At 49.7% G+C, this 19,260-nt stretch carries 16 protein-coding genes and 3 tRNA genes; 8 read left to right on the forward strand and 11 right to left on the reverse strand.

The features are described 5' to 3' along the window. The first annotated feature begins 220 nt into the window (after positions 1-220). The 6 genes from WJM45_RS13600 to WJM45_RS13625 all read left to right on the forward strand — a co-directional run bounded on the left by WJM45_RS13600 (position 221) and on the right by WJM45_RS13625 (position 5,656). Positions 221-505: a ferritin-like domain-containing protein gene (locus tag WJM45_RS13600; protein WP_014147637.1), complete on the forward strand. Its 285-nt coding sequence runs from the start codon at positions 221-223 to the stop codon at positions 503-505. A gap of 21 nt (positions 506-526) precedes the next feature. Beyond that, the gene (locus tag WJM45_RS13605; RefSeq protein WP_341325637.1) at positions 527-1,048 is read left to right on the forward strand and encodes a peroxiredoxin; all 522 of its coding nucleotides are present in this window, start codon (positions 527-529) and stop codon (positions 1,046-1,048) included. Between the two features lie 255 nt (positions 1,049-1,303). After that, positions 1,304-2,656: a glutathione-disulfide reductase gene (gene gorA / locus WJM45_RS13610; RefSeq protein WP_341325638.1), complete on the forward strand. Its 1,353-nt coding sequence runs from the start codon at positions 1,304-1,306 to the stop codon at positions 2,654-2,656. 802 nt (positions 2,657-3,458) lie between these two features. After that, on the forward strand, positions 3,459-4,886 hold the full coding sequence (locus WJM45_RS13615; RefSeq protein ID WP_341328944.1) for an OFA family MFS transporter: 1,428 nt from the start codon (positions 3,459-3,461) through the stop codon (positions 4,884-4,886). A gap of 10 nt (positions 4,887-4,896) precedes the next feature. Continuing rightward, positions 4,897-5,025 carry a hypothetical protein gene (locus WJM45_RS13620; protein WP_341325639.1) on the forward strand — a complete coding sequence of 43 codons (129 nt, stop codon included), beginning with the start codon at positions 4,897-4,899 and terminating at the stop codon, positions 5,023-5,025. 49 nt (positions 5,026-5,074) lie between these two features. Beyond that, positions 5,075-5,656: a TIGR00730 family Rossman fold protein gene (locus tag WJM45_RS13625; RefSeq protein WP_341325640.1), complete on the forward strand. Its 582-nt coding sequence runs from the start codon at positions 5,075-5,077 to the stop codon at positions 5,654-5,656. 282 nt (positions 5,657-5,938) lie between these two features. On the opposite strand, the gene WJM45_RS13630 is transcribed toward WJM45_RS13625, so the two are convergent. The 7 genes from WJM45_RS13630 to WJM45_RS13660 form a co-directional block, all read right to left on the reverse strand. After that, positions 5,939-6,271: an exosortase system-associated protein, TIGR04073 family gene (locus WJM45_RS13630; RefSeq protein WP_341325641.1), complete on the reverse strand. Its 333-nt coding sequence runs from the start codon at positions 6,269-6,271 to the stop codon at positions 5,939-5,941. Between the two features lie 98 nt (positions 6,272-6,369). Further along, on the reverse strand, positions 6,370-6,837 hold the full coding sequence (gene bfr / locus WJM45_RS13635; protein WP_341325642.1) for a bacterioferritin: 468 nt from the start codon (positions 6,835-6,837) through the stop codon (positions 6,370-6,372). 728 nt (positions 6,838-7,565) lie between these two features. Then, a tRNA-Glu gene (locus WJM45_RS13640) sits at positions 7,566-7,641 on the reverse strand. A gap of 54 nt (positions 7,642-7,695) precedes the next feature. Next, a tRNA-Glu gene (locus WJM45_RS13645) sits at positions 7,696-7,771 on the reverse strand. Positions 7,772-7,789: 18 nt separating this feature from the next. Beyond that, a tRNA-Ala gene (locus WJM45_RS13650) sits at positions 7,790-7,865 on the reverse strand. 47 nt (positions 7,866-7,912) lie between these two features. Continuing rightward, positions 7,913-9,316 (reverse strand): glutamate--tRNA ligase, encoded by a 1,404-nt coding sequence (gltX, locus tag WJM45_RS13655; protein WP_341325643.1) that lies wholly within the window; start codon positions 9,314-9,316, stop codon positions 7,913-7,915. Positions 9,317-9,319: 3 nt separating this feature from the next. After that, positions 9,320-9,793 (reverse strand): tetratricopeptide repeat protein, encoded by a 474-nt coding sequence (locus WJM45_RS13660; RefSeq protein ID WP_341325644.1) that lies wholly within the window; start codon positions 9,791-9,793, stop codon positions 9,320-9,322. 1,299 nt (positions 9,794-11,092) lie between these two features. Here WJM45_RS13660 and WJM45_RS13665 point away from each other — a divergent pair. Continuing rightward, a complete protein-coding gene (locus WJM45_RS13665) occupies positions 11,093-12,076 on the forward strand; it encodes an ABC transporter substrate-binding protein (RefSeq protein WP_341325645.1) in 984 nt (327 codons plus the stop codon). Here the strand turns inward: WJM45_RS13665 and WJM45_RS13670 are convergent, their stop codons facing one another. Then, positions 12,077-13,087, reverse strand: a complete 1,011-nt coding sequence (locus WJM45_RS13670; RefSeq protein WP_341325646.1) for a Gfo/Idh/MocA family oxidoreductase — start codon at positions 13,085-13,087, stop codon at positions 12,077-12,079. Positions 13,088-13,102: 15 nt separating this feature from the next. Beyond that, positions 13,103-13,567, reverse strand: coding sequence for a CinA family protein (locus WJM45_RS13675; RefSeq protein WP_341328945.1), 465 nt, complete (start codon positions 13,565-13,567; stop codon positions 13,103-13,105). 331 nt (positions 13,568-13,898) lie between these two features. Between WJM45_RS13675 and mutS the strand changes: the two genes are divergently transcribed. Next, positions 13,899-16,466: a DNA mismatch repair protein MutS gene (mutS, locus tag WJM45_RS13680; RefSeq protein ID WP_341325647.1), complete on the forward strand. Its 2,568-nt coding sequence runs from the start codon at positions 13,899-13,901 to the stop codon at positions 16,464-16,466. A 223-nt stretch (positions 16,467-16,689) separates the two neighbouring features. Here the strand turns inward: mutS and WJM45_RS13685 are convergent, their stop codons facing one another. After that, positions 16,690-17,859 (reverse strand): primosomal protein N' (replication factor Y) - superfamily II helicase, encoded by a 1,170-nt coding sequence (locus tag WJM45_RS13685; protein WP_341325648.1) that lies wholly within the window; start codon positions 17,857-17,859, stop codon positions 16,690-16,692. Between the two features lie 140 nt (positions 17,860-17,999). Next, on the reverse strand, positions 18,000-19,097 hold the full coding sequence (locus WJM45_RS13690) for an SPFH domain-containing protein (RefSeq protein ID WP_341325649.1): 1,098 nt from the start codon (positions 19,095-19,097) through the stop codon (positions 18,000-18,002). Positions 19,098-19,260 lie beyond the last annotated feature (163 nt).

Here is a 19,260-nt window from a genome sequence, read left to right on the forward strand (position 1 = left end):
AGCTGCCGCCAAGCCCCCATGGATGGGTTTACGGCGTTCCTCGACAGGCATACCCCACACCCTAAAATCGGCGAAACTGCTCAAACTGGGAATTGCTGATGACAATCTATTATTCATTGCATTAAAACGGCGTTACACTGTCAATGAGCCGAGAAGGAAGATAAATCGTGGGACTCCCTTCCTAATCGACAATCATTTTTTCAGTAGACGAGGCTCCAAAATGGCAAATGAAGGTTATCACGAAGCAATAGAAGAACTCTCCGATGCAACGCGCGATATGCATCGGGCGATTACCTCTTTAATGGAGGAACTGGAAGCGGTCGACTGGTATAACCAACGTGTCGATGCTTGCAAGGATAAAGACCTTAAGGCAATACTCGCGCATAACCGCGATGAAGAGAAGGAACACGCAGCGATGCTTTTGGAATGGATACGCCGACAAGACCCGAAATTCGACAACGAACTACGCGATTATTTATTCACCGATAAACCGATCGCTCATTGATCAACCAACCGGAGAATCGAAATGACTTCAAACGTTCCCAATGTAGTTTTCAAAACCCGCGTACGCGATGAAAGTATCGGCGGCGACAATCCTTTCCGATGGCAAGATGTGAGTAGCGACGACATTTTCAAAGGCAAAAAAATCGTGCTGTTCTCTCTACCGGGCGCGTTTACGCCGACATGCTCGAGCACACATTTACCCGGTTACGAAGCAAAATACCAAGACATCATCGATCAAGGCGTCGATGATGTCTATTGTTTAAGTGTCAACGATGCCTTTACGATGTTTCAGTGGAGTAAACATCTAGGCATCGAGCATGTCAAAATGCTGCCCGACGGCAATGGCGACTTTACCCGACTAATGGGCATGTTGGTCAAAAAGGAAAATCTCGGCTTCGGCTATCGCTCTTGGCGTTATTCGATGCTGGTCGAGGACGGTAAGATCGTCAAACTGTTCAGCGAACCCGGATTTTCCGACAATTATCCGGACGATCCGTTCACGGTCAGCGATGCGGACACGATGCTCGATTATTTAAAATCATGATTTAACGATTCGCATCGGTCATTCAATCAAGAATGCAGGTGCGTTGCTGCTATCCTATAAACAGCATTTCACCATGAAGATCATGAAGAATAAGAAGTTAATTCAATAGCTCGTTATGCGTTTGCATAGAATTTTCGTTCGCCCGAAAGGTTAGCGGAAATGTTTGAGCAATCTCCTGAAATACTTTATGAACTTCGTGTGCATCATGATTGAACTGCCGAGTTTAAGATTATTCATCTATCTAAGAAAATTCACATGACTGATTACGATTTCGAGCTATTTGTCATCGGCGCGGGTTCGGGAGGCGTTCGAGCCGCGCGAACGGCCGCCAACCTCGGCATCCGCGTCGCCATCGCCGAAGACCGCCATCTGGGCGGTACCTGCGTCAATGTCGGTTGCGTGCCTAAGAAATTGTTCGTCTATGCCTCGCATTTTCGCGAGGATTTTGAAGCGGCTAAAGGTTTCGGCTGGTCGCTAAGCGAAACCAGATTCGACTGGCGGCGTTTGTTGTCGCAAAAAGATCGCGAATTGGAACGGCTGCAAGGCATATACGGCAGTTTGCTCGACAAGTCCGGCGTAACGCTGATCGAAGGCCAAGCGACATTGCTTGACGCTCATACCGTGCAAGTCGGCGAAACTCGATACCGCAGCGAACGCATTTTAATCGCGACCGGCGGCAAGCCGTTTATTCCCGATTTTCCGGGCAACGAACATGTCGTCGATTCCGATGACATGTTTGCCTTGGATAATCTTCCCGAGCGAATACTGATTGTCGGCGGCGGCTATATTGCCGTCGAATTCGCCGGCATCATGCACGGCTTGGGCGTTAACACAACATTATGCTATCGGGGCGAGCAAATACTGCGGGGATTCGATCACGATGTTAGAGCATTTGCCAGTCAGGAAATGCAAAAAAAAGGCATCGATATTCTGCTCAACACCAACATTAAATCGGTCGACAGAACCGAAAGCGGCTATCAAGCCCATACCGACCGGAATCAAATCGTTAAAGCCGATCTGATTTTATATGCGACCGGGCGAAAACCGAATACTACAGGACTAGGACTGTCAGAACTCGGCGTTGCGTTAACCAAGAACGGCGAAATCGTCGTCGACCACCATTATCAAAGCAACATTCCATCGATATATGCACTAGGCGATGTCACCGGCGGTCTCAACCTTACACCGGTCGCTACAGCCGAGGCGATGGCGCTGGTCAACAGTCTCTATACCGATAAACCCACCTCGGTCGATTACGAAAATATCCCAACGGCGGTATTCAGCCAGCCGAATATCGGCACGGTCGGGTTGACCGAATCCGAAGCCAAGGAGCGATATTCCGATATCGAGATCTATAAATCGGTTTTTACGCCGATGAAGCACACGCTGTCCGGTCTCGATGAAAAAACGATGATGAAAATGATCGTCAGAAAAAGCACCGACCGGGTCCTAGGCATCCACATGGTCGGGCCGGAAGCCGGAGAAATCATACAAGGCATGGCAGTCGCAATTCGAGCCGGCGCGACCAAAAGCGTCTTCGACTCGACGATCGGTATTCATCCGACTGCGGCCGAAGAATTTGTCACGATGCGCAAATCTACAGGCTGAAACGTGAATTTATAAACGATGTGAAAAATAATTACCTAACGTTCATGAAGGCCTGGTCATCGCCCCGGCAAATGAAAGTTCTCTGGTGGGGAGGGCGCGATCACTCGCCCGACAGGGCGCCGTGACGGCGCTCGATCGCCAAGGATGGCGTGAATGCAGATTTTGCAGGAGCAAAAATCTGCCCTGCCGCCGACGCCTGTCGATCGAGCAACCGCACCCTATCCGGAACCGGCATTGCCAGAACAGAGTTTTGTATTTCGAAAAATTAGATAAAGAGTCTCAATCTACGAACTTTTACAGTAATTACGTATAAGCTTCAGATTGTTGTAAGGAACGCTGTACGTCTCTAGGCATCGAAACCCTACTCAGGTCAAACCATAAGGGCTTGGGTTAATATTGGCGGGGTCACCAGGGTGCGCACGACAGAAAAGGGGTCGACAGAAAAGGGGTCAGGTTACTTTTTGATTAATAGTAATCGCAAATAAAAGCCCTCCCCTCCTTTTCTATGTAAGCTCTTGCTAACCGGTTTCGAGAAGCTAGAGCTTCTCGTACTGCACCCCAAGCAAAGAGCTTGGGAACGAGCGGAAATAGGGAAGTTATTTACGACCATATCCATAGTACATCCAGCCCGATTCCGATAAGATAGCGCCCATCGAAGTCACTCGTCCCTCTCCGATAGCTCCGCAACCTCCAGCAGTGCTTTGATATTTATTTTTAGCTATTATTCCCTATTTTATAACCGAAAAATGTTAAAGCCAGGTTTACAGACCCAAAGGCCTAAACTGAAATGAAAAAGGTTTTCATGTCCGGATTTTTCTCTAAACAACGCATAACCGCCTCTCCCGACTACAACCGCTGGCTGGTGCCGCCCGCCGCTTTGTCGGTGCATTTGTGTATCGGCCAAGCTTATGCATTCAGCGTGTTTAACGAACCTTTGACTCGGGTGATCGGAGTTTCGGCTTCTGCGCCGGACGACTGGAAATTGACCGAGCTGGGCTGGATTTTCAGTCTGGCCATCGTTTTTCTGGGCATATCGGCCGCATTCGGCGGTAAGTGGCTCGAAAAAGTCGGCCCGCGCTTGACGATGTTCGTGGCCGCGTGCTGTTTCGGCGGCGGTTTTTTGATTTCGGCATTAGGCGTTTTTTTGCATCAAATCTGGCTGCTGTATTTGGGCTATGGCGTCATCGGAGGCATCGGTCTCGGTTTAGGCTATGTCTCGCCGGTTTCGACCTTGATTAAATGGTTTCCCGACCGGCGAGGCATGGCGACCGGCATGGCGATCATGGGATTCGGCGGCGGCGCGATGATCGGCGCGCCGTTGTCGGTATTGCTGATGGATCATTTCCAACCGTCCTTATCGGTCGGCGTGATCGAAACATTCTTGACGATGGGCGTTTTATATTTTTTATCGATGACGATCGGCGCATTGACGATTCGCACGCCGCCCGAAAACTGGCAGCCTAAAGGCTGGAAACCGCCCGTACTGCGTAACAAGATGATCACGCATCGCCATGTACATATCGACCAGGCCTTAAAAACGCCGCAATTCTATTTGCTGTGGCTGGTTTTGTGTTTGAATGTGACGGCAGGTATCGGTGTACTGGGACAAGCTTCGGTGATGATTCAGGAAATATTCAAGGGACTGGTAACACCGGCGGCCGCGGCCGGTTTCGTCGGCTTGTTGAGTCTATTCAACATGGGCGGACGTTTTTTCTGGTCCACCGTATCCGACTATATCGGGCGCAAGAGCACTTATTTCGTATTCTTCGCAGTCGGCGCCGGGCTTTATGCGGCTGTTCCTTCGGTCGGCATGTCTGGAAACATTGCCTTGTTCATCGTGCTTTACGCGGTTATTTTGAGCATGTACGGCGGAGGCTTTTCATCGATTCCCGCTTATTTGGCCGATATTTTCGGTACGCGTTATGTCGGCGGCATTCACGGCCGACTTCTAACCGCATGGTCGACGGCCGGCGTGTTGGGCCCGGTTTTGGTCAACTATGTCCGAGAATTTCAGATCGCCCAAGGCATCGCGAAAACCGATGCCTATAACGTCACGATGTATATCATGGCAGGCATTTTACTCTTGGGTTTTTTCTGTAATTTATTGATCAAGCCGGTACATGAAAAGCATTATATGCAACACGATGAATTCGACGAACTGGACGGCGCTTATCCGCTCGATGAGTCTCGGAATACGAACACTTCAACATTAACGAAAACCGCTTTGTGAGCCTCCTCCGATGAAAAACAGCAAACCTTTTAAACCCGGCCAATGGATACTGTTGCTAGTATTCTGGCTTTATGTCGCCATTCCTTTGACTTGGGGTATTTGGTCGACTTTGCGTAAAGCCGTGGTTTTGTTTAATTAACCTGCCCAATGCGATTCAAGATTTAGGCGAATTATAGAAGGCTTATCGAATGAAAAGAATTTGCGTTTACTGCGGGTCTAGATCCGGAAAACGGCCCGAATATACTCTTGCTGCGCATCTTCTCGCTAAAGAGCTTGCGCTCCATGGCATCGGTTTGGTTTACGGCGGCGCCCACGTCGGGATAATGGGCCAACTTGCCGATGCCGTATTGGCGCTAAATGGAGAAGTCATCGGCGTGATTCCTCAAGATTTAGTGGATAAGGAAGTGGCTCACTACGGACTAACCGAGTTGAACATTGTCGGATCGATGCATGAACGTAAAGCCTTGATGGCCGATCTAGCCGATGGATTTATCGCTTTGCCCGGCGGACTAGGCACGCTGGAGGAATTATTTGAGATACTGACTTGGGCGCAACTGGGCTTGCATCGAAAACCCTGCGGCTTGCTCAATATCGACGGCTACTATAACGGCTTGGTTGCCTTTTTGGATCATGCCGTTGACGAACAATTCGTCAAACCGGTCGATCGTTCGATGCTGTTGATTGAAAAACACCCAAAACAATTATTGGATGCTTTTTCAACCTATCGAGCGCCATCAGTCGAGCAATGGCTTGGGCGGGAAGCCACGTAGAATTTAAATGACTAAACCAACCGGCTAGCTATTAATTCGTCTAAGGATTTCGTGATAAATAACGTCCTGGAACTATGAGCCTTGTTGAGGGTTCGGTCACTCGCTTAGCAGGACGCCGTGAATACGTCCGTGTAGGCTTGACGGCGGCTTTCCCTGCCGCCGACACCTGCCAATCGAGCAACCGAATCCTCCTTAAAATAGGGAAGTTATTTACGGCCAAATCCTAAATATAAAGTTAGCCATTTTTTGAGTATATAGGGAGTAGTTCCCAGGGCGAAAAAATTATTTAAAGTAATCCCAAGGGTACTCGGGTTTCAAAATCGGACGAAAACCGGCCGGCAATGGAAACGGAGCCGATAGAAACTCATAAACGCCAACCAATGTACGCGTAACCGTCATGCCTAAGCCGATAGCCAATCCCATCGGTATTCCGACTGCAGGGCCCTGAGCCTGACTCTCCTTGACCATGTTCCCCGGAATCTCGAGCACTCCGGTCGTCATCCCGGCCAATCCACGCAACGATTTATCGGCTGCGGAATACGCATTCGCGTTTTGCGTAGAAAACATCAGAAATACCATAAAAATAACGATGAAATATTGTCTTGGAATTCTCATATACCTTCCTTATACAAATTTAAATTAAATAAACCCTATTGGATAACAACATTGTTAATTCAGCCTTAACAGGCCAATACCGCGGCGAGAAATCAACATTATTGTTGCGATTGCAAATAATTTTGCAATCCGATTCTATCGATTAACCCCAATTGCTGTTCCAGCCAATGCGTATGATCGTCCTCTGTGTCCTTTAGCATGCTTTCCAAAATTTCTCGGGTCTGATAATCTTGCGCCGATTCGCAAAAGGCGATGACCGACCGCAATGAGGCAATGACCTTTAATTCCAATTCAAGATCGTTTTTTAGCATATCCGAGACATTCGCACCGACCTTTAGGGGCTCGCGCTTCGATAAATCAGGCGTACCCTCCAAAAATAAAATGCGCTTGATTAATGCATCGGCATGGGCAGTCTCATCTTGCACTTCATGAGCAATGCGTTCGTAGAGTCTACCGAACCCCCAATTTTCATACATACGCGAATGAATAAAATATTGATCGATTGCCGTCAATTCGCCGGCCAATAATTCGTTCAAGCGCTCGATAACTTGACTATTACCTTTCATCTGTGACTCCTTAATTCGTAACATATTGAACCGATGCAATAACTTAAACGGTTATGATAATGCCACAGGATAATACACTTACCGAAAAAGTGTACATATAAATAATACCGATCGTTTGTAACTATTCAGTCCCCCGGAAATTATCGCTCCCACGCTCTGCGTCATTGCCATTAAGTTAAGCCTTTTCTGGTTCCCACGGTCCTCCGTGGGAATCCGTGCCTTGGCTGTCGAAACCAGATCGGTATGCGTTCCCACGCTGGAGCGATGGGAACGAGGAAAAATCTCCCCCAGCCACTCTTTTTCAAAGAGGGGAGTAAAACTCCAAGGACCTTAACTTAATGGCAGCGACGCTCTGCGTGGGAACGCCTGAGTACCGCCCCAGCGGTACGAGACGCTAGAGCGTCTCGGTCTTCATTCCCACGCCGGAGCGTGGGAACGATAGGGGTGTGAATAATTACATGGAATTTAGGTGCTGGGTTCACGGCGTCCTGTCGGGCGAGTGACCGCACCTTCCCCACCAAAGGACTATCCTTTACCGGGGCGATGCCAGGCCTTCATGAACGTTATTGTGAAAGTATGCGAACCGCACCCTCCGTCACCAGAAAACTTTCATTTGCCGGGGCGGTGACAGCTTCTTCATAATCGTTACGGTTAGATGCTTTTTCTAAGATAGAAAACAGCAGGCAATAAAAAAGGCCTACGACCAAAGATCGTAAGCCTTCAATAAATGGCGTCCCCAGGGGGGTTCGAACCCCCGTTACCGCCGTGAAAGGGCGGTGTCCTAGGCCACTAGACGATGGGGACTAAAACGGATCGGTATTTTTTTCAGAACCGATATCTGAACTTTTTTGTGCGAAATGGCGTCCCCAGGGGGGTTCGAACCCCCGTTACCGCCGTGAAAGGGCGGTGTCCTAGGCCACTAGACGATGGGGACTTAAGACGCTAATTCAAATGGTGGAGCCAAGCGGGATCGAACCGCTGACCTCAACACTGCCAGTGTTGCGCTCTCCCAGCTGAGCTATGGCCCCTCACTTGAGTCCGCATATTCTACAGGATTTTAAATTCTTGTCCAGCTTTAATTTAAAGACTTGATAAAATCCACGGCACGAGCTAATCGCGCCAAGGTTTTTTCGCGCCCCAACAACGCCAATGTCATATCGATCGGGGGCGACACCGAAGTTCCGCAAACCGCTACTCGCAATGGCTGGGCGACTTTACCCAAATTCAGCCCCAAGGTCTCGGCTAAATTGACGACAATTTGATGCAAAGCCTCTCCTTGCCAATTATCCAGCCCGCTAAATTGATCATGCAGCTGTTGCAAAACATCCGCACTCTCCGGTTTGAAATTCTTTCTTGCAGCCTTTTCATCGTATTCATCGAAGTCCTTGTAGAAATAGCGACTGATCGTGGCCATTTCGACCAAGGTTTTGCAACGCTCTTTCTGAACTTTGACTAACTCAACCAAATCCGGTCCGTCGGTAGGGTCGATACCCTGCTCGCCCATGTGCCAGCTCAAATGCCGCGCAACATGAGCCGGATCCGAGTTCATGATGTATTGATGATTGAGCCACAATAGCTTTTCCGGATTGAATGCCGATGCCGACACATTGACGTCTTTTAGTTCGAAATACTCGATCATTTCGTCCAGGCTAAAAATTTCCTGATCGCCATGCGACCAACCCAACCGAACCAGATAATTCAATAGCGCTTCGGGTAAATAACCTTCATCCCGATACTGCATCACGCTGACCGCGCCATGGCGTTTGGATAGTCTCGCGCCATCCGCGCCCAATATCATCGGCAGATGTGCATATTCGGGAATCGGAGCACCCAACGCCTTCAAGATATTCATCTGTCTCGGCGTATTGTTTATGTGGTCGTCACCGCGAATCACATGCGTCACCCCCATATCCATATCATCGACGACGACGCTGAGATTATAGGTCGGCGATCCGTCGGAACGTGCGATAATCAAATCATCCAATTCTTTGTTCGAAACGACAATATCGCCTTTCACCAAATCCTTGACAACCACCTCACCGGCATCCGGATTCCTAAATCGAATCACGGGCATGACGCCTTCAGACACGCCCGGAGTTTCCCGGCATTTGCCGTTATAACGAGGCTTTTCCTTGTTCGCCATCTGCTCGTTACGCAGTTGTTCCAGCTCTTCTTTACTGCAATAACAATAGTAGGCGTCACCCTGGTCGAGCAGTTGCTGTATGACGGCTTTGTAGCGTTCGAACCGGTGCGTCTGATAGAAAGGCCCTTCGTCGTATTCCAAGCCCAACCAAGTCATTCCCTCTAAAATCGCATTGACCGACTCTTGCGTAGAACGCTCCAGATCGGTATCTTCGATCCTCAAAACAAAACGGCCGCCGTGCTTACGGGAATACAACCAAGAAAAAAGCGCGGTCCGCGCGCCGCCGATATGAAGATAACCCGTCGGACTCGGGGCAAATCGTGTTTTCGTCGTCATTTGTTATTTATTCGTTTTCAATAAAATCTTTTTTGCGTATTCATTTGGAATTTGCTTGGAAGCCCGCATGCGTATTGCCTGGTAGTTAAACCCCACACTACCCTTTGGCGCCTCGTTCTTTCCGAGAATAGCCAACGAAGCTCCATGACCTTTCGCCGCGGCCTTTTCATACCATTGCGTGGCTTTTTTGACATCTTGAGACATACCCAAGCCCCTATCGTACATCGCAGCAACGACGACTTCAGCTTCGAGCAGACCTTGCTCAGCCGCCTTAAGCATCCACCCGGCGGCTTGTTGCTCATCGACTTCAAAACCATCCCGACCCAATAAATATAAGGCGCCCATTTTAGCTTGCGCAAGCGCATCGCCTTGTTCCGCCGAAGCCTGAACAGATGATTTGGCACTGGCTTCTTCAGCATGAACCACACCTATTTCAGCCAAAATCAACAGGCAAGCTATCGTTATTATTTTAATCATTTCTCTAACCTCATGCATCGATTAACGACAGAGTTGCTGATATGATCCTTTCAACAAATCAAATGTTTTACTTTCCGACCCGCCGAAATGAAACAACTCTCAGAACGCGTATTATTTCACGACATAGCCCCGAGAGGAATTAAACATTCGGTAAATTCCGAATTCCGCACTCTTCTTAGAAAGGATTTACAATTCTTTTACCATTGAGCGAGCCTTATCTCACGACTCACAATTGAACATTCATGTCTATTTGCCTTGATTAGCTATTTGTTCGAAAATACACACCTTAACCAATATCCGGGACGGGACACGTCACATCGATTTCGGAGGAAATGGGCAAGGTGAGAGTCACTATTTCAGCCGGCGAAATTTTTCAAGCTCTAATTACCTTCGAAGCGTTACATGCTTTAAAGTAGCAATTAGGAGATGAAGTTTGGGTTAATTTTATACCTTTCGCACTTCAAATTTCGGCAGAGCCCGAGGCCGAATTTTCATCTACGAGTATAAGTCGAATTCAATCGTAACATTTTGAGGTAAATATGCTTTTACATTTCTTATCTCATAAGCGAGTTGACGAACCCATACGCATCAAGATAAGGATGTCGCTAAAATTAACTTAATGAATTGCCAAAGTTTCATTTAGGACGCCTCGAGGGCTTCGACATAAGCCGAAAATACCAGGCTACAATAAATGGCGCCAAGATCACAAAGACTAAAATATGCTGTTACCCAAGCTCCAGCTATTTTCGTTATACACAAATATCGGTAAACTTGCTAAACAGAGGTCATCGTATAACTGGAAACGGTGCTGTTTGATAAATCTGCGGCTATCGGATATCAGTGGCTCCGAGATCGCGATCTGGGGATCGCTCCCACAGAGCATCCAGCCCCTTGTGGGAGCGACGCCTTAGTCGTCCCTCACCTAACGCTAGCCCAGCTTTAACATTTACCGATCATAAGTCATTGAATATTAAGAAAAGAAAACATTATGGCACTACAACCCATTTTTGGCACGTTTTTTAATTTCTATGTTTCAATAACTTATAACGCAGACACTACATTTGTTAAGGCTGGGCTAGGTGAGGGAAAGACGGTTACGTTAAGCAACAATAAAGGGCATCGAGGTCACATTTGCCAAGATGGCAAGACGGTATATCTACGACTTATGTATAACGGCGAGAGCCCCAGCTTGGGAAAGAACGGATGCAGGTTAGCCGTTTTTTAGCTTTATGCGCATGGTTGCCGGATGCTCAACGAAATACGAATCTCTTAACTCTTCAAGTTTTATTACAATCAGTTGTGCCGACAACAAACTTTTCTGATCATTCATCCCGACGGCATTTCATTCGGCGCCTTACCGCACTGAGCCTATCACCCTGGCTTCCCGGCTGCGAATCATGGTTTGCTCAACGCATTGCGATTGCCGCTCATGCTTGGCCCGGTTATGAATTTCTGTTTCTAGCCCGGCGCGAAAAATGGTTGGATAACTCGTTAGTCGATTTGATTGAAACAACTTCTGCAACCGAATCATTAAACGCACTGCTCGACGGCAAGGTTGACGGGGCGGCATTGACGCTGGACGAAGTCTTAACGGCACGCGCTTCCGGATTGCCGCTTACCGTGGTTTTGGTATTTAACATTTCAGCTGGTGCGGATATGTTGCTAGCTAGGCCATACATAGCAAAGCTAGCCGATCTCAAGGGGCAGCGCATCGGCTTTGAACAAGGCGCAGTCGGCTCGTTATTGCTGCACAAAGCCCTGGATGCCTCAGGTTTGTCAATGGCTGAAATCACAGCGGTTCCATTGACAATCGATGCCCATTTTCAAGCCTGGCAACAGCAACAAGTCGACGCCCTAGTCACTTACGAGCCGGTTGCCAGCCGTTTGTTACGCGAAGGTGCAATCAAGCTTTTCGACAGTCGAAAAATCCCCGACACTATTTTTGATGTTCTGGCTTTTCGAACCGATCGTTTGGGTTTTAGTCGAGCCCCAGCCATTCGCCATTTGGTCTTAGCCCATCTTAAAGCACTTGAGCATCTGACCAAAAACCCACAAGACGCCGCTTACCGAATGGCACCGCGCTTTAAATTATCGCCCGCTCAAGTGCTTAGTACATATAAAGGTTTAGTCATTCCCGATCGAAGCAACAATCAACGCTTACTGCTAGGGTCATCGCCGATTTTGTTAAACAGCGCGCGCAAACTTAGCGCCTTCATGTACGAATCCGGAAAACTAGCGCACGAGAATGACTTAACCGGTTTGATTGACGCCAGTTATTTATGATTAAAAACGAATTAGCCGACCATCCTCGGCCGATTGCAGCGCTCCGACAATAATCCGACAATTGGTCTTAGCGTCTTCTAGCGAAAGCGCGGGGGTCTTGCCGCTCAAAACGCAATCGCTGAAGTGTTCGATTTCCAAACGGAAATGATCGGCGATAGGGAGTATCTCCTCAGATTGCCGCCCTCCTTCCGTCCACCAGGAAATGACCGGAATGTCGCCCGGATTTTGCCAAACGCCATGACATTTCAAACCGCCTTTTGTGCCGATGACTTCGTACTCGCAGCGCCGCGCGCGTTCGAAACTGAAATCGAAATGCGCGTATTTGCCGTCGCCGAAATCGAGCACACCGCTACACGCAGTATCGGCGCCGCTTTCGATATATTTGGCAACGGCAGTGACCGACTCCGGCATTCCATCGAAAAACAGCCTGAGCGAATGAATCGCATAACAGCCTATATCCCACATCGCTCCGCCGCCTTGATCGATACTATCTGCGATCCGATACCTTCTGGCCGGTTTCATCATGAACGAAAAACTCGCACGCACCGTTTTAACCTCGCCGATCTCGCCGGAACGTAGAATATCTAAGGCCCGCGCATGCTGCGGATGAAAACGGTACATAAAGCCTTCCATCACAGTAACGTTATGACGATGCGCCGCAGCTTCGATCGCTTCGATATCCGAAACCTTCAACGCCATCGGCTTTTCGCATAAAACATGCTTGCCCTTCTCGATCGCGCGCAAGGCCCATTCGGCATGTTCACGATTCGCCATCGGCAAATAAACCGCTTCGATTTCATCGTCATCGAGAATCGCTTCAGGGCTATCGTAAGCGCGAACACCTTGCTGATGCGGCGCATATTTCGCCAAGGTTTCCGCCGCGGCGCCGGGACGGCGACTGCCGATCGCCACCAATTCGGCATTGCTCGCATCGACAATCGCCGGCATCAGCCGCTCGTTGACCCTTGCCGCGCCTAAGATACCCCAACGCAATTTTTTGTGTTCGTTCATGATTCTCCTCCGTGTTTACTTATCAATATTCAACCATTCCGCCAATGCGGTCTTGATTGTTTTGGTTCTAATTTGGTGGCGATCGCCATCGAAATGCTTTTCGGCAATTTCGGCAATTGCACCGCGCCGCTGCCATGCAATGTAAACCGTGCCGACCGGTTTCACCGAAGTGCCGCCACCAGGCCCGGCAATGCCGGTCACTGCGATTGCCCAATCGGCCTGACTGTGTTTCAATGCGCCGCCTGTCATCTCACTCGCAGTCTCGGCGCTAACCGCGCCATAATTTTCGATCGTCTCGGCCCGGACACCCAGCATTTGTATTTTGGCGGCATTGCTGTAAGTCACGAAGCCTCGGTCGAACCAAGCCGAACTGCCCGGTATTTCGGTAATCGCTTGCGCAATTCCGCCGCCGGTACAGGATTCGGCGGTTGTCAGCAGCCAACCGCGTTCCTTTAAGCTCAACCCGACCACGCGAGCCAATTCGATGATTTCGTTCTCTGTATTTAATGGGACCAATGGGGCAAGACCTAATCAATTTAAGGATATCGTGACGAATATACTCATCGTAGATGAAAATTCGGTCTCGGGGTGCTCGTTAAAGGACGCCGTAAATACGTCCATGTAGGCTCTATGCCAGCTCCATGCTGGCAAAGCCTTTATCGAGCACCCCGAGACCTCCTCCGGCACTGCCGAAATTTGAAGTGCGAAGGTATAACTTTCTGAAGCTAAGGGCTTTGTCGCGGGTTCGGTTAGCCTGCATTAAAAAATAAGAAAGTTATCTATGACTCAATCCTAAGATAAAATAATATCTATGAGTATAAAACAAACCAGCAAGCAACACACCCCGATGATGCAGCAATATCTGCGCATCAAGGCTAACCATCCCGACACGCTCGTTTTTTACCGGATGGGCGATTTTTATGAACTTTTTTTCGACGATGCCAAAAAAGCCGCGCAGATCCTTGATATTACGCTGACGCAGCGCGGCCAGTCGGCCGGTGAACCGATTCCGATGGCCGGCATTCCGTATCATGCCGCCGAAGGCTACATCGCGAAATTGTTGCGCCACAGCGAATCTGTCGCGATTTGCGAACAAATCGGCGACCCGGCGACTTCGAAAGGACCCGTTGAGCGCAAAGTGGTGCGCATCGTTACTCCCGGCACCGTTACCGACGAAGCCTTGCTCGAAGACCGTAAGGATAATTTGCTGGTGGCGCTGCATGTTGCCGACTCCAAATTCGGTATCGCCGCTTTAGATGTGACCAGCGGACGCTTCGTATTGCAACAACTGGATTCGGCCGATACGATGTTGAGCGAAATCGAACGTCTGGACCCGGCCGAGCTATTGGTTAGCGAAGATATCGCTCTTCTACAGGCTTTGAAGCAGCGCAAGGGCATTTGCAAGCGCCCGCCTTGGCATTTCGAGCCTGACAGTGCGCGTCAACTGGTATTGAATCAATTCAACACGCACGATCTATCAGGCTTCGGTTGCGAAAATATGCCGATGGCTATTGCCGCGGCCGGCTGTCTGTTGCAATACGTCAAAGACACGCAACAAAGCGCCCTGCCCCATATTCAAGGCATTCGGGTCGAAAACAATTCCGAGGGCATTCAACTCGATGCCGCTAGCCGCCGCAATCTGGAACTGGACACGCATCCGACCGGCGAGCTGCGCTACACCTTATTCGGCGTACTCGACAAAACCGTCACAGCGATGGGCAGTCGTTGTCTGCGCCGCTGGATCAACCGACCGCTCAGAGATCAAGCTATTCTGCAAAACCGATATTCGGCAATCGAATCGCTATTGTCCGAACGGCTTTTAGATCCCGTTCGCAATCAATTGAACGCGGTCGGCGACATAGAGCGTATCAGCTCTCGCATCGCACTCAAATCGGCCAGGCCGCGCGATTTGATCGTGTTACGCAATACGCTGGCCGTTTTACCGACATTGCAGCCCTTGCTATCGAATACCGACAGTCCGGAGCTGATACGCCTGGCCGAACAACTTACCGAACAACCCGAGTTATCGGCGCTGTTGCAACAAGCCATTATCGACAACCCGCCGGTCCTAATTCGCGACGGCGGCGTCATTGCGCCCGGCTACCACGCTGCTCTCGATGAACTGCGCAACTTAAGCCGCAATGCCGATCAATTTCTGCTCGATATGGAGGAACGCGAAAAGGCCGCGACCGGTATTAGCGGCCTAAAAGTCAATTACAATCGCGTTCATGGTTACTATATTGAGATTTCGAGATTACATGCCGAGAAAGTTCCGGCACACTACCACCGTAAACAAACGCTGAAAGGCGTCGAACGCTACATTACCGAGGAATTAAAAACCTTCGAAGATAAAGTTCTGAGTGCGAAAGAAAAATCGCTGGCATTCGAAAAACTGCTATACGATCAATTGCTGAACAAGCTCGGCGAGTCATTAACCGATCTGCAGCAATGCGCGCAAGGACTAGCCGAACTGGATGTGCTGGCGACATTTGCCGAACGCGCCGAAACATTGAACTTGACTTGCCCGCAATTGACCGACAAGCCCGGCATCGATATCGAAGGCGGACGGCATCCCGTCGTCGAACAAGTCTCCGACATTCCGTTTGTCGCAAACGATCTTAAACTATCGCCTCAGCGCCGCATGCTCATCATCACCGGCCCGAATATGGGCGGTAAATCGACTTATATGCGCCAAGCGGCTTTGATCGTGTTGATTGCTCATATCGGCTGTTATGTTCCGGCCAAGGCCGCAACGATCGGCCCGGTCGATAAGATTTTCACCCGCATCGGCGCTTCGGACGACTTGGCCGGCGGGCGCTCGACTTTCATGGTTGAAATGTCGGAAACAGCCAACATTCTGCATAACGCAACCGAACAAAGTTTGATATTGATGGACGAAATCGGCCGCGGAACCAGTACTTTTGACGGTTTATCTTTGGCTTGGGCCTGTGCCGATCATTTGGCAAAAGTCACAAAGGCATATACCTTATTCGCGACGCATTATTTCGAGTTGACGACTCTAGCGGACGAGCAAAAACCGATCCATAACGTGCATCTCGACGCAATGGAGTACGGCGACAAAATCGTGTTTCTGCATGCGGTCAAGGACGGCCCGGCGAGCCAAAGTTACGGGCTGCAAGTCGCCTCACTGGCTGGTGTTCCGGCAACGGTGATCGACAAAGCCAAATTGAAATTGCAGCATCTCGAAAACAACACCTATTATCAAAATCAAACGGAATCCGGCAATCAGCAATTGGATTTATTTGCGACTCAGGAATGCCACCCGGCAGTCTGTTTGATCGAGGAGTTAGACCCGGACAACTTGAGCCCGAGGCAAGCCTTGGATACGCTGTATCGTTTAAAAAAGATGGTGGAGTGATCAGTAACGGGCGAAAACATTATGTGCATCGTGGAGCCAGGACGTTAGGCCGTTTTTTTCCATGCAAAGGTTGCGCTATTGCCGTTTATAGCGGACTGTTCTGCGATATAACCTCCAAAAAAGAACTCATCTCTTTTGACGGGAACATCCCGCAGGTTATCGTCTGATTAGCGAAAGACCCTCATTCGCAGTATTCATGATTTCTATCCCCATTTCAATCGCCTCACCATTGTTGATGATAAGGCGCAACATAATAAACACTTTGCTGAATATTCTGCAGCATGCCGCTGGCATCGAGATAATAATAAATACCGGCAGCCGTCAGCAGCGCGGCTAGCACCGCAAAGCCTATTTTCCACCAACTATAAGGCCGCTCGCCTTGCACTTTACCGGTACGACCGTTGATTACAAAACGATAAAATTTATCCCGATAGCGAAACGCGGCCGACCAGACCGGAAGCAAACAATGCTTATAAGTCGTTTTGTCGTGCCTCGTTCTTGCCTGATGGATACGCTGATGATCGCCGCCGATGTTGCGCGCGATATCCCGGTAAATCACGCTATCCATGATTTGCTTGGCCGCATCGAAGCCTTCATCGAGCTCGACCTGATAATATTCGCTACGAAAACCGCTCAAATATTTTTCGTCGTAAGACATCAGGTTGTAGAGATCCCAAGGCTGCAAGGCATCCAGAATCTTGCGCGGCAGCGATTTGCTCGCGCCCACCAACACATCGTCGAAAAAACGCCGTACGCGACCCGAAACCGGCGTCCAGCGTATCTTCGGCACTCGTCGCATAACGGTAACGGTACGGTTATTTCGTACCACTTGAACCGGTACCGTGACGTAATAGACATCGCCTCGCTCACCGACATAATCGGTCTCGGTGTCGCTATCGAAGGTCCAATAAGGCAAATAGACTCCGGTTAGCTTGGTATCGCTATGGGCATATTTTTTAACTACATTCGGCGCGAACCATAGCTTCGCGATCCAGCGTTGAAACTGCTGTTTAGCTTCAGCTTCGCCGATTGCAAACGGCAGCAGCGATTTCGGCTGAATCGGTTTTGCTTGCGCCGTCGTAGTCACGATCGGCGTTCCGCAAAAAGGGCATTCGCCGGCATGAATGTGACTATCGAACTGAAACCCGGCACCGCATTCATCGCAATGAATCTGTGCCTTAACCGTCTCAGCCTGTGGTTGAGCCAACTGCCGCAAAGCTTGCTGCAGGTCATATTCCTGAATCGGCGCGGCGCTTGGCTCGATATGATTTTCGAATCCGCAATACTCGCAGGCCTGATGCCCGGTACCGGGCGCATATTTCAAAATCGCGCCGCACTGCCCACACGGAAACCGCTCGACACCGGGTTTTAAAGACGCCTTAAATTTTGGCACGGCAACTATTCATAGCAATCCAATGTTACAAGATCCCAACGTTAGCGGTTAGCGGTGAATAGTGAAATGACGCAACATGTTAACCACTTGTCAAGCCCTAATTTCCTCTTTCCTCTTTCACCACTCCCTACTAACCGCTTTCAACCCGGCAACGGCGGAGGCACATGAGCAAACGCTACGGAAAACTCAGGCACTTGACCGACCGGCTTCCATTCCGCCATCCCAGCGCTCCAAACCAAGGTGTCGCGATTGATTTCGCCGCTGCGGACTTTTTGCTCGATGACTTTTAGCGCGTAGGGGCCTTCCTGATGTCCGTCTATCGCAACGAAATAGACCGTCGAAGTCGGAATCGGCGGCGGGGTAGCTTGCTGAGGAGAAGGTTGTTCGGAGAGCGACTTACCCAATTCGCGCGCGACCGCGAAACCCATGCCCATCCCGATGCCTTCGGAAGCGCCGCCGGAAGGATTTTGCGCGGCCGCGGCCATCGCTTCGGCGGCTTGAAATTGCGTGTAGCGGTGAAGATCGCCGATGATGCCCATACTGGTGCGTTTGTCGAGCGCCTTTTCGACTTCGGGCGGCAATGAAATGTTTTCAACCAATAGCTGCAGCACTTCGAGCCCGTATTCGGAAAATTCGGGTGCAATGCGTTCGGTAATGTACGCGCCAAGTTCGTCGTAATTCGCGGCCAGATCCAAGGCTGGAATGCCTGATTCGCCGATGATGTCCGAGAAGCGAGAAACGATCAGATTACGTAATTGCGAACTGATATCTTCGGTACGGAAGTGCCCATCGGTCCCGACGATTTCCTTAATGAAAGCTAAAGGTTCCTTGATTCTGACCGAATAGGTGCCGAACGCGCGTAACCGCAATGGACCGAATTCCTTGTCGCGCAACATGATCGGATTCTTCGTGCCCCATTTCAAATCGGTGAAGCAGCGCATGTTGAAAAAATAGACCTCGGCCTTGAACGGGCTTTTGAAACCGTGCGGCCAGCTTTCGAGGGTGGTCAAAATCGGCATATTACGGGTTTCGAGCTGATATAAACCCGGCTCGTAAAAATCGGCCACGCGTCCTTCACTGACTAATATCGCCGTCTGCGACTCGCGAACGGTCAGCATTGCGCCGTATTTGATTTCATTCCCATAGCGCTCGAAGCGATATACCATCGTATCACTGGAACTGTCGGTCCATTCGATCACATCGACGAATTCGCCGAACAGTTTGTTCCAAAAACCCATGTTGGTGCTCCTATCTATTTGGATTCAATGCCTACCTGACTTTTACTCCCGCAGAGGTGCGGGGATCCTCGTTCCCACCGCTCCAGCGTGGGAATGCATACCTTTCTTACAGCAGCAATCAACGCATGGATTCCCACGGAAGACCATGGGAACCAGAAAAAGA

The organism is Methylotuvimicrobium sp. KM2, from assembly GCF_038051925.1.
Lineage (GTDB): Bacteria > Pseudomonadota > Gammaproteobacteria > Methylococcales > Methylomonadaceae > Methylotuvimicrobium.